This window comes from Mycoplana sp. BE70, from assembly GCF_031455855.1.
In the GTDB taxonomy this organism is placed as follows: domain Bacteria; phylum Pseudomonadota; class Alphaproteobacteria; order Rhizobiales; family Rhizobiaceae; genus Mycoplana.
Window position 1 is genome coordinate 99806 of sequence record NZ_JAVDTM010000010.1, and the last position, 12163, is coordinate 111968.

General features: G+C 63.9%; 8 protein-coding genes. 5 read left to right on the forward strand and 3 right to left on the reverse strand.

The features are described from left to right. Positions 1 to 310 precede the first annotated feature (310 nt). Together alaS and J2Y48_RS18920 are read left to right on the forward strand one after the other, a co-directional pair. Positions 311 to 2989: an alanine--tRNA ligase gene (gene alaS / locus J2Y48_RS18915; RefSeq protein WP_310421069.1), complete on the forward strand. Its 2679-nt coding sequence runs from the start codon at positions 311 to 313 to the stop codon at positions 2987 to 2989. A 111-nt stretch (positions 2990 to 3100) separates the two neighbouring features. Continuing rightward, positions 3101 to 4333, forward strand: coding sequence for a GGDEF domain-containing protein (locus J2Y48_RS18920; protein ID WP_310421071.1), 1233 nt, complete (start codon positions 3101 to 3103; stop codon positions 4331 to 4333). A 92-nt stretch (positions 4334 to 4425) separates the two neighbouring features. Here J2Y48_RS18920 and J2Y48_RS18925 read toward each other — a convergent pair whose 3' ends face one another. Beyond that, complete coding sequence (locus tag J2Y48_RS18925) at positions 4426 to 4800, reverse strand: DUF971 domain-containing protein (RefSeq protein WP_310421073.1); 375 nt, start codon at positions 4798 to 4800, stop codon at positions 4426 to 4428. Positions 4801 to 4998: 198 nt separating this feature from the next. On the opposite strand from J2Y48_RS18925, the gene moaA reads away from it, so the two are divergent. After that, positions 4999 to 5985: a GTP 3',8-cyclase MoaA gene (moaA, locus tag J2Y48_RS18930; RefSeq protein WP_310421268.1), complete on the forward strand. Its 987-nt coding sequence runs from the start codon at positions 4999 to 5001 to the stop codon at positions 5983 to 5985. A 15-nt stretch (positions 5986 to 6000) separates the two neighbouring features. Here moaA and J2Y48_RS18935 read toward each other — a convergent pair whose 3' ends face one another. Next, positions 6001 to 6435 carry an OsmC family protein gene (locus J2Y48_RS18935; RefSeq protein ID WP_310421075.1) on the reverse strand — a complete coding sequence of 145 codons (435 nt, stop codon included), beginning with the start codon at positions 6433 to 6435 and terminating at the stop codon, positions 6001 to 6003. 214 nt (positions 6436 to 6649) lie between these two features. Between J2Y48_RS18935 and J2Y48_RS18940 the strand changes: the two genes are divergently transcribed. Beyond that, positions 6650 to 8425: an adenylate/guanylate cyclase domain-containing protein gene (locus tag J2Y48_RS18940; RefSeq protein ID WP_310421077.1), complete on the forward strand. Its 1776-nt coding sequence runs from the start codon at positions 6650 to 6652 to the stop codon at positions 8423 to 8425. A 60-nt stretch (positions 8426 to 8485) separates the two neighbouring features. Here J2Y48_RS18940 and J2Y48_RS18945 read toward each other — a convergent pair whose 3' ends face one another. Then, positions 8486 to 11026, reverse strand: a complete 2541-nt coding sequence (locus J2Y48_RS18945) for a methyl-accepting chemotaxis protein (protein WP_310421079.1) — start codon at positions 11024 to 11026, stop codon at positions 8486 to 8488. A gap of 645 nt (positions 11027 to 11671) precedes the next feature. On the opposite strand from J2Y48_RS18945, the gene J2Y48_RS18950 reads away from it, so the two are divergent. Continuing rightward, positions 11672 to 12064, forward strand: a complete 393-nt coding sequence (locus J2Y48_RS18950) for a GFA family protein (protein WP_310421081.1) — start codon at positions 11672 to 11674, stop codon at positions 12062 to 12064. Positions 12065 to 12163 lie beyond the last annotated feature (99 nt).

Below are 12163 nucleotides of genomic sequence, written 5' to 3' on the forward strand. Positions count from 1 at the left end.
GCCCGATCAGCCGGCCTTCATCGCCCGAAGGCCGGTTTTCCTGTCTGGACAGGAAAGAGAGCGAACGATAAAAGCCTTCAGTTTTCCAAGGTCCTGGAAGTGGCCAGCATCCCTGCGCCGCAGGACCGTGTCGCCGATCCGGCGGGCCGTCCGCGATCCCAAGACGGAAACGGCAGCGCTGCGCGACAAGGCGCGACCGAGTCCTCGTTGCGGCGGCAGGCGGTGTTCACGGTACAGGTCGGCGGCGAGGCATTGAGTGTGATTGAAGGCGGGGCCGGGCCCGGTCGCCTGAAGGAATGAAGGACGCAAAATGAGCGGCGTGAATGATATCCGGTCGGCCTTTCTCGACTATTTTCGCAAGAACGGACACGAAGTTGTGTCGTCCAGTCCGCTGGTGCCGCGCAACGACCCGACCCTGATGTTCACCAACGCCGGCATGGTGCAGTTCAAGAACGTCTTCACCGGCCTCGAGCAGCGCCCCTATTCGACGGCCACGACGGCGCAGAAGTGCGTTCGTGCAGGCGGCAAGCACAACGACCTCGACAATGTCGGCTATACCGCCCGCCATCACACCTTCTTCGAGATGCTCGGCAACTTCTCCTTCGGCGACTATTTCAAGGATCGCGCGATCGAGCTTGCCTGGAACCTGATCACCAAGGAATTCGGCATCGACAAGGATCGGCTGCTCGTCACCGTCTACCACACCGACGACCAGGCCTTCGACCTCTGGAAGAAGATCGCTGGCCTGCCCGACAGCCGCATCATCCGCATTCCGACCAGCGACAATTTCTGGGCGATGGGCGATACCGGCCCGTGCGGTCCCTGCTCGGAAATCTTTTACGACCACGGCGATCATATCTGGGGTGGCCCTCCCGGATCGCCGGAGGAAGACGGCGACCGCTTCATCGAGATCTGGAACCTCGTCTTCATGCAGTTCGAACAGGTGACGAAGGAGGAGCGGATCGACCTGCCGCGGCCGTCGATCGACACCGGCATGGGCCTGGAGCGCATCGCAGCACTGTTGCAGGGCAAGCACGACAACTACGACATCGACCTCTTCCGCGCGCTGATCGAGGCCTCCGAGGAGGCGACCGGCGTCGCCGCCGACAATCCGGAGCATCGCGCCAGCCACCGCGTCATCGCCGACCACCTGCGCTCCTCGGCCTTCCTGATCGCCGACGGCGTGCTGCCATCGAACGAGGGGCGCGGCTACGTGCTTCGCCGCATCATGCGCCGCGCCATGCGCCACGCGCAGTTGCTCGGCGCCCGCGAGCCGTTGATCTGGAAATTGCTACCGGCGCTCGTGCAACAGATGGGCCGCGCCTATCCCGAACTGGTGCGCGCCGAGGCGTTGATCTCGGAAACGCTGAAACTGGAAGAGACCCGTTTCCGCAAGACGCTGGAACGCGGCCTGTCGCTGCTCTCCGATGCCTCTGCCAATCTCCACAAGGGCGACATCCTCGACGGCGAGACGGCCTTCAAGCTGTACGACACCTACGGCTTCCCGCTCGACCTGACGCAGGACGCGCTGCGCAACCGCGGCATCGGCGTCGATCTGTCCAGTTTTTCGGACGCGATGGAGCGCCAGAAGGCCGAGGCGCGCAAGAGCTGGGCCGGCTCCGGCGACACCGCGGCCGAGACGATCTGGTTCGAGCTGCGTGAAAAGCACGGCGCAACCGACTTCCTAGGCTACGATACCGAGTCGGCCGAGGGCGTCGTGCAAGCGATCGTCCGCGACGGCGCCACGGCCGAGACCGCCTCGGCCGAGACCGCCTCGGCCGGCGACAAGGTGCAGATCGTCCTGAACCAGACGCCGTTCTACGGCGAATCCGGCGGCCAGATGGGCGATACCGGCGTCATCAGCACCGATCACGCCCGCCTTGCCGTCTCCGACACGCAGAAGAAGGCTGATGGGCTGTTCGTCCACAGCGCCGTCGTCGAGCAGGGTTCGCTCAAGGTCGGCGACGCCGTCGCGCTGGACGTCGACCATGCCCGCCGCACGCGCCTGCGCTCGAACCATTCGGCCACGCACCTCCTTCATGAGGCGCTGCGCGAGGTGCTCGGCACCCATGTCACGCAGAAGGGTTCGCTGGTCGCCCCTGAGCGGCTGCGCTTCGACGTCTCCCACCCGAAGCCGATGACGGCGGACGAGTTGAAGGTCGTCGAGGAGATGGCGAACGAGATCATCGTGCAGAACACGGCGGTCACGACCCGCCTGATGAGCGTCGACGACGCCATTGCCGAGGGCGCGATGGCGCTGTTCGGCGAAAAGTACGGTGACGAAGTCCGCGTCGTCTCGATGGGCACAGGCATCCGCGGCGTCAAGGCCGGCGAGCCCTACTCGGTCGAGCTCTGCGGTGGCACGCATGTCCGCGCCACCGGTGAAATCGGGCTTGTCCGCATCGTCGGCGAGAGTGCGGTTGCAGCCGGCGTGCGCCGCCTCGAGGCGCTGACCGGCGAGGCCGCCCGCGCCTATCTTGCCGAGCAGGACGAACGGGTGAAGGCGCTCGCCGCCAGCCTGAAGGTTCAGCCCGCCGAGGTGCAGTCGCGCGTCGACGCTCTGCTCGATGAGCGCCGCAAGCTCGAGCGCGAATTGACGGAAGCGAAGAAAAAGCTCGCCCTGGCGGGTGACGGTGGCAATGGCGCGGAAGCCGTTCGCGAAATTGCCGGCGTGAAATTCCTCGGTAAGGTCGTCACCGGCGTCGAGCCGAAGGACCTGAAGGGCCTGGCGGACGAGGGCAAGAAGGGCCTGGGCTCGGGCGTCGTCGCCTTCGTCGGCGTCTCCGCCGACGACAAGGCAAGCGCCGTTGTCGCTGTCACCGACGACCTCACCACGCGATTCAGCGCCGTCGATCTCGTCCGCATTGCCTCCGCCGCACTCGGCGGCAAGGGCGGCGGCGGCCGGCCAGACATGGCCCAGGCCGGTGGCCCGGACGGCCAGCGCGCCGGCGAGGCGATCGAATCCGTCGCTGCGGCGATCGCCGGATAGCGCGTCCCAAGCATCGAAGCAAATTAAAGCGGCGGGTCTATCCCGCCGTTTTCATTTGCGAAATATTCAACCTTCGGTGCTATTGGTCCGGCACCGAAGGAGAGTGATTCCTTGCTCGAAGTCCTCATCAGCATCCCGACCTTGATGGTCTGCACCTTCCTGTCGACGTTTGTCGTCGCCATTTTCCTGACTCAGCATTGGCTCACCGAACGCGGCTCGGCCGCTGCGGGTTACTGGTGCATCGCCATGTGGGTCGGGTCGGCGGCGAGCCTTCTGCTGGGATTGCGGGGAATTGCGACGCCCGAGCTTGCGATCGGATTGGGCAACGCCCTCGCCGCCTTAGGCTATGCCTTGACGTGGGCGGGCTTTCGCGCATTCGACCATCAGCGCGTGTCCCTTTTCGCTATTCTGGCCGGTGTGGTCGCCTGGACGGTTTCCTATCGGTTCTCGGTTACGTTTGCCGCCGACATGAACCTGCGCATCATGCTGATGTCGGCGGTCGTGTCCATCTACTCGCTGGCGATGGCGCGCGACCTGCTGCGCGGAAGACGGCGGGAGGCGCTGCCGTCGCGCTGGCTCGTCGCCGTTCTCCTCGCAACGCACGCCGTGATCTACGCCCTGCGCATTCCCTTTGCTTTCTTCACCCCAGTCCCCGACCAACTCACCCCATCCGTTTCCCCCTGGTTCGCCATCTTCGCGCTGGAAATCTTCCTGCACACGCTGATCGTGTCGATGGGGATTCTGGTGCTGATCAAGGAACGCAGCGAATTTGTCTTCCGCCACGCCGCCCGTTCCGATGCACTGACCGGCGTGTTCAATCGCGGGGCTCTGATCGACGAGGTCGCGTGTCTGCTTCGACGCCGCCCGCAACAGGGCGTGCTGATGCTGTTCGACCTCGATCATTTCAAATCGATCAACGACACGCACGGCCACCTGGCAGGCGACAAGGTGCTGCAGCGCTTCACGTCCGCGGTGTCCGCCAGGCTGGGCGACGAGATGGTGTTCGGCCGCTTCGGCGGGGAGGAATTCGCCCTGTTCACGCCCGAACTCGATCTGGACGAGGCACAGGCGTTCGCCGATTCTCTCAGGCAGGATGTGGCTTCGCTTGCCATTGGTCACTATGGCACGATCATATCCGCCACCGTCAGCGTGGGGCTGGCCTCGGCGGCGTTGAGCGGGGGCGACCTCGACAGGTTGCTCGCCGCCGCCGACAGCGCGCTGTATCGCGCCAAGGAAGAAGGCCGCAACCGCGTCGCCATCGCTGGTACTGCGGAAAGCCTGATGCAGGTGGCAGGCCGCATGCGCGAACTGACGGCGAGTGGCGCGATCGCGGCCGCCAGCTGACCACCTGCCACATGGCAACGGCGGATGCGATAGAAGGCATTACCGCGCAGCTTCCGAAGGAAGACCGCGCGGGGAACTGACGGGCGGAAGCGTCAACGCGGCTTTTCAGAGCGGTCGCGCGTCATCCCCTTCTCGGCAAGCTCCTGTTCGTATCCAGCGAAAAGGTCCTCGCCTTTCTCGCCGAGCTCGCGCAGATAGCTCCAGGTGTAGATTCCGGTGTCGTGGAAATCGTCGAAACCGATCCGGACCGCATAGTTGCCGGTTGGCATGACCGAAATGATCGCCACGTTACGCTTCCCCGGCACGGTGACGCGCTGGCCCGGACCATGTCCCTGCACTTCGGCCGACGGCGACAGCACCCGCAGCATCTCCGCCGACAGCTCGAAGCGCTGCCCGTCGTCGAACGCGACCGTCAGCCGCTGCCGGTCCTTGGACACCCGCAATTCTGTAGGCCACCGCTCGCTCATCGTCGTCCTCCACGCGCTTTCAGGCAGCACTATGCCGCACTGGTCGCATAGGCAAGATGCAATTTCATGCCATAATGGCGCGATGACCTTGACGGCCGGATCGGCAGGACCGACATTCCGCTCAAGACGGAGGAAGATGTGAACAGTTCTGCAGGACCAACGGATAGGGCGACCGCACTTGCACCCTCATCCGCTCCAATGATCGACCCCTTTGGCCGCGCCGTCACCTACCTGCGCGTTTCCGTCACCGACCGTTGCGATTTCCGCTGCACCTACTGCATGGCGGAGAACATGACGTTCCTGCCGAAGAAGGACCTGCTGACGCTGGAGGAACTGAACCGGCTCTGTACCGCCTTCATCGACAAGGGCGTCCGCAAAATCCGCCTAACCGGCGGCGAGCCTCTGGTGCGCAAGAACATCATGCATCTCGTGCGCGACCTCGGCCGCCAGGTCGAGACCGGCCGGCTCGACGAGTTGACGCTGACGACGAACGGCTCGCAACTTTCCAGATACGCCGCCGAGCTCGCCGACTGCGGGGTGCGCCGCATCAACGTCTCGCTCGACACGCGCGATCCGGACAAATTCCGCGCGATCACCCGCTGGGGCGATCTCACCAAGGTGATGGAAGGCATCGACGCGGCGCAGGCTGCGGGGCTGAAGATCAAGCTGAACGCGGTGGCACTGAGAGATTTCAACGACCGCGAGATCCCCGAAATGCTGCGCTGGGCGCATGGCCGCGGCATGGACCTGACGCTGATCGAGACCATGCCGATGGGCGAGATCGACGAGGACCGTACCGAGCATTATCTGCCGCTGTCGGAGATGCGCGCGCGCCTCTCGGAGCAGTTCACCCTCGCCGACATCGACTATCGCACCGGCGGGCCGGCGCGCTACGTCACCGTTGCCGAAACCGGCGGCCGGCTCGGCTTCATCACGCCGATGACGCACAATTTCTGCGAAAGCTGCAATCGCGTCCGCCTGACCTGCACCGGCACGCTCTACATGTGCCTCGGTCAGAACGACGCAGCCGACCTGCGCCTGCCGCTGCGCGCGGCCGAGGATGACGCCCTTTTGTCGCAGGCGATCGATGAGGCCATCGGCCGCAAGCCGAAGGGCCACGACTTCGTCATTGGCCGCAACAATCGTCCCGCCGTGGCCCGGCACATGAGCGTTACCGGCGGCTGATGGCTAACCCGAACCTCAAGACTGCCGCCCGGCGCTGGTGTCTTCGATAACGAAGTCGTGGGTAATCGTGGCGCTCTTGGCAAGCATTGCCGAGGCCGAACAGTATTTATCCAGCGACAACGCGATCGCGCGCTCGACCTTATTCGCCGCCAGGCCTTGGCCCTTGACGACAAAGTGCATGTGGATGCGGGTAAACACCTTCGGATCCTGATCCGCACGGTCTGCATCGATCTCGATGACGCAATCCTCGACGTTATCGCGCCCCTTCTCCAGGATGTGCACGACATCGTAGGCCGTACAGCCCCCGGTGCCGATCAGCACCAGCTCCATCGGGCTCGGTCCCGGCGTCCGCCCGTCCGCCCCGGACGCCGATCCCAACACGACCGTGTGCCCGCTTCCGGACTGGCCGATGAAGGTCCGTTCTTCTACCCACTTTACGCGCGCTTTCATGCAGATACTCCCTGACTCGAAAGGTCCATCATAATCCGATTGCGGTCGATGTCCTTCGCCATTCGCCATCGCGGCGGCCGGCTCGGTCGCTACAAGGCTTGGAGTGGTTTCCGGCACCGGACGTTTGCCTGTCGGCGATAGCCAGATCGGCCGATCGGGTCTACAGTCTCCCCGTGGCGACGCGTCGCCATGAAGGCCACCAAGAGGCTTCGTCATGACCGGCGAGCGGGTTCAGCGCAGGCTTGCTGCCATCCTTGCGGCCGACGTCGTCGGCTATTCGCGCCTGATGGAAGCCGACGAGGCCGGGACGTTGGCGCGCCTCAAAGCGCTGCGCCTCGGCGTGATCGACCCGGCCGTCGCGCGCCATTCCGGCCGCATGGTCAAGCTGATGGGCGACGGCGCACTGCTGGAGTTCGCCAGCGCCGTCGAGGCGGTGACCTGCGCCATGGAAATCCAGAAGCTGGTTGCAGAGCACGATCGCGACGTCCCCGTGGACGCGCGCATCCGCTTCCGGATCGGCATCAATGTCGGTGACGTGATCGTCGACGGCGACGACCTCTATGGTGACGGCGTCAATGTCGCGGCAAGGCTCGAAACGCTCGCGCAACCGGGCGGAATCTACATTTCCCGCTCCGCCGCCGATCAGGTTCGCGACAAGATCCCCGTCGGCATCGAGAGCCGGGGATCGCAATCGGTAAAGAACATCGCCCGCCCCATAGAAGTCTTCTGTGTGGTCGGTGGCAGCGCTCCCCACAGCACCGCTGCATCCGCCGCACCAGCGGCCCGCCACCGGCCGCCGATGCGTGAAAAAACATCGATCGCAGTCCTCGCCTTCAACAACATGAGCGGCGATGCGGACCAGGAGTACTTCTCCGACGGCATCAGCGAGGACATCATCACGGACCTCGCCAAACTCTCAGACTTGCATGTCATCGCCCGGAATTCCTCCTTTGCGTACAAGAAGAGCCCCGTTTCGCTACCGGAGGTCGCTGCCGCGCTGGGCGTCCGCTATGTCCTCGAAGGGAGCGTGCGCAAGGCCGGAAGCAAGGTGCGCGTCACCGCGCAGCTGATCGACGCCACCACCGGCGGCCATGCCTGGGCCGAGCGGTTCGACCGGGAACTGACCGACGTCTTTGCCGTACAGGACGAATTGACCCAACATATCGTGACCGCGCTCAAGGTGCGGCTGACGACCTCCGAAAGGGATCGCATCACCGACAAGCCCGTTGCCGACGTCACCGCACACGAATGCTTCCTGCGGGGACGCGAGCAGGTCTGGCTCCATACGCGCGCCGGCAACGCCGAAGCACGAGCGCACATGGCCGAGGTTCTCAAGATTGATCCGAATTGCGCGGTGGCTTACGCGTACACCTCATTTGCGCTTGTGAACGATTATATCAACGGCTGGGCCACCGAACCCGAACAGGCCCTTCTGACCGGGCTCGAACTGGCGCGCCATGCCATCGCTCTCGATGATCAGCTGCCGGAAGGCCATTTCGTCTTGGGTGTCGCGCTTCTGTGGAACAGGCAGCCGGACGAGGCGCTTGGATCGGTGTTGCGCTGCATCGCGCTTGCACCGAGTTCGGCAGAAGGCCTCATATTGAAGGCGCATATCGAGATGTTCAACGGCAATCCGGCCAAGTCGATCGAGACGCTCGACGCGTATATGAAGCTCGATCCCGTCTATCCCGAAATTGCCCTGCAGTTTCTCGCCGAGGCCCAGTTTCTGCTCGGCAGATTTGATCTGGCAGCCGACACGCTGAGAAAGCGACTTGAGCGCAATCCGGAAGCAACGACCGCCTACGCCCTGCTCGCGTCGAGCCTGGGTCACCTCGGGCAGATCGAAGCGGGGAAAGATGCCTGGGCGCAGGTCCTGCGGCTTGAACCGAATTTCTCAGTCGAACGCAGAAGGAAGCTTTTGCCGTTCAAGAATCCCGCCGATTTTGAGCTGCGCGTTGAGGGGCTTCGGCATCTGGGGCTTGCCGTCTGACAGAAAGCCCCGCGACAGTTATCTGTCGCGGGGCGCGTTTTCTACTCAGGTGACCGGGCTTCAGGCCGCGTAGTAGTCGCCATGGCCTTCGGTGCGGCCATCGAGATCCCGCGTCTTGAAGTGGTCGATCTTGCGATTGAGCACTTCGACGCGGTTGCGCAAACCATGAATCTCGGCCGTGTTCTCCTCGACCATCGCGGCGTTCTGCTGCGTGATCAGTTCGACCTGGTGGACCGCCTGGTTCACTTCGCTCAGCCCCTCGTATTGGGCCGCCGCCGCCTGCTCGATGTTGCCGACCAGCTGATGGATCGAGGAGATGTGTCCGTTGATCACCGTCAGCGCCTTGCCCGTCTCTTCGACCAGCGACACGCCGCTGCGCACCTGGGCGGAGCTGTCGGAAATCAGTCCCTTGATCTCGCGCGCGGCCCCGGCGCAACGCTGGGCGAGTTCGCGCACCTCCTGGGCGACCACGGCAAAACCCCTGCCCGCCTCGCCGGCGCGTGCCGCCTCGACGCCCGCGTTCAGAGCCAGCAGGTTGGTCTGGAAGGCGATTTCGTCGATGACGCCGATGATCGTGCTGATCTTCTCGGACGAGCGGTTGATCTGCGCCATCGCCTCGACTGCCCTGGCGACGACTTCACCGGAACGAATCGCGTAGGTGTGGGTCTCGTCAACCGAAACCGCGGTCCGCTGGGCACTTTCGGCGGTCGACCGGACGATGTCGGTCAGCTGTCGGAGCGCGCGCGTGCTCTCCTCCAGTGCCGCCGCCTGCTGCTCGGTACGGCGCGCCAGGTCGTCGGCCGAGGAAGCCAGGTTGCCGGCACCGCCGCTGATCTCAACGGTGGTCGCGCGAACGTCCGCCAGCGTTGCCCGCAACGCCTCGACTGCGTTGTTGTAGGTGCGGGCCATGGCGACGTACTCGGCGGCCAGCGCCTCGGTCATGCTCTCCTCCAGGTCGCCGGCGGCGAGCTTGCCGAGCACGTCGGACAGCGCGCTGAGCGCCTCCATCTGCTCCGCTTCGATCCGTGCCTGTTCGGCGGCGCGGCGGGCCTGTTCTTCGGCCGTCTGCGCGCGCTGGGCTTCCGCCTCCTGCTCCAATCGGACATTTTCCAGCGCCGCGTCGCGGAACACGGCGACGGAGCGGACCATGTCGCCGATCTCGTCGCCGCGATTGCGGCCGTCGATCGGCACGTCGAGTTCGCCGCTCGCCAGGCGCGACATGACCTCGGTGACGCGCTTCAACGGCCCGCGCAGCGTTTCCACCAGCATCAGGCCGCCGATGATGGCCAACAGCGTGCCTGCGACCATGGCGACGATGGAGACGTTGGCCGAGCGTTGGCTGTCCTGCTTGCCTGCTTCCTGCGCGCTGCTGACAAAGGCTTCCAGCGTCTGGCTGGCATCGGCAATGAGCGTGCGTGCGTCCGTGCGTGCCTGGCGCCAGCGATCGGCGACGGAAATGAGCTCCTGCGTGCCCTGACCGATTGCCCCCAGCAAGGGAGCGAGCTTGCGCGGAAGGTCGCGGAGGGTGGCGTTCTTGCCCCCAAGCCTTGCCAGGTCGGCCCCCTTCGACGCGATGCCCTGAATGTCCTTCAGCACGACGGCACGGCTTTGCTCGTCCGGCTGGCGATGCAATTCGCTGACATGAAGGCCGGCCCGGTCGATCTGCGTGAAGGTCTCACCGACCAGTTCCATCAGCCGCTTCATCAACGTGATCTCGGCGCCCATGCTGACATAGCGTTTTGCCGCCGTGTCGGAGTTCTGTTGGGCCGCCTTGGCGAAATCCGCGTCGAATTTCGAGAGCTTCGACAGCACCGGCACGAGGCTGTGCTTCTTACTTTCCGCGTCGCCGCTGCTGGCGAGGATCGCCTCGACAGCCTCGATCTCCTTCTTGAGCAAGGCGAACTGTTCCAACGCCGCCGGCGATGCGATGCTCTCGGAATCGCCGAGCTCCTTGACGAGCCGCGGCAGGTAGGTTTCGGCAGCCTTGATCGCGTCCTCCGGCTTCATCGCAAGCGCCACCGGCTTGCGGAACTTGCCGATGCGCTCGGCCAGCCCCTGATAGGCAGCGGCATCGAAGAGCAACGTCTTCGCGAACTTCTCCTTGGCGTCCGACTCACTCCGGATCACCGCGATCTGCTTCTGCGCGAACTGTCCCTGCGCCGTCATTTCGGCCAGCGCCGCCTTGAGCGCAGCGCTCGTCGCCTCCTGCTCGGTATGGATCGTCCAGAGCAGGTCCGCCTGGGTCCGCATCTTCTCCGCCAGACCGACGACTGAGGCGATCTTGGCTTTTTCCGCGGGCTCGACCAGCAGGTCGTCCAGTGCGTGAATTCCTCCGTCCTGGTCGTCGATTCGCGCAGCCAGAGTGTTGCGGCTCTCCTCGGTCGGATGATCGACGAAGTCTTGCAGCGCAGTCCTCAGGTTCTGAAAATCCGACAGGCTGTTGATGGTTTCGCGCGTCACGGTCATGTGGCCGTTCAAGGTGCGGGCGGTGAAGAAGCCTACCAGACCGATCCCGGCGATCAGGACGACCAGCGGGATGACGAACAGCAGCACCTTGGTAACAATGCGACGTCGCTGCAGAAGGCGATCGATGAAGGACATGGGGTTCCCCGGGTATTATTCTTGTGCGGACCTCATACCCTTCCGGTGGCAGACGTTTGTCTGTGATGGCCATCTTCGGACTGCCGGGGCGACCGAGCCGCCGACAACCAGGGCCACCACAACCTCCTCGAACGTGTGCATCCGTCGCTTCATGCGATGGTCTTGTGGGTAACGCGACGATAGTCACTGAAACTTAATGAAAAGCGAAGCCAAGCCCAAGCATTCTCAAGGTTTTGAAATCGAAGCGACAGAGACTATTTGCCAATTGCAGCCTTACACTCCTTGAACAACGGCCTCTTTACTAGCTTGTCTCCAACGGCGATTTTGATCGTCCCATCGCCAGCCAACAGCCACACGGCTACGCGACCGAGTGCGGGGAACGATGCGCTGTGCGTCGCAACAAGGCTTTGCAGCCCTCTCGCAGGAGAGGCGACGTGCTTACTCATCCAAGAGAATCAAGCAGCAGCGCCCGCGCAAGATCGACCCAACCACTATACTTCAGGTCGGTTTGGGCTAGGCTCTGTTCACTTCGGAGCGATGCCGCTGTCGCCCGCTCCGAAAGCACGAGCGCCCGCGCCCGCAGCGGAGAAAGACCGCGCTGTTCGCTGCAGGTAGGCCACCACCTGTTTTTGGAGGAGAGGCAACATGGACCGATTTGAGGGCGGCTGCCAGTGCGGCAACGTCCGAATCACCGCGTCGGGACGACCATTCCGGGTCGGCCTGTGTCATTGTCTCGACTGCCGCAAGCATCATGGGGCTCTTTTTCACGCTTCCGCGGTATTCCCTCAGGATGCGGTGACGATCGATGGCGAAGCACGCGACTACGCCGGGCGGTTCTTCTGTCCCCGTTGCGGCTCGTCCGTTTTCAGCCGCACCGCAGATGAAATCGAAGTTAACCTGGGATCCCTGGATGCGCCCGACCAGCTGGTACCGACCTACGAGAGCTGGATCATCCGTCGCGAGTCGTGGTTGCCGCCATTTCCGCTGACAAGGCGATACGACCGCGATCGTGACGCAACCAGTCGCCTTGAGGAGTAGGCCTCAGGAACCGTGCGAGCTGACGAAGGCAAAATTCGCTTCCATTGTCACGCCCGCAACAGGTTTCATCTTGGCCAGATCCGCCCACTTCGGCTAGAC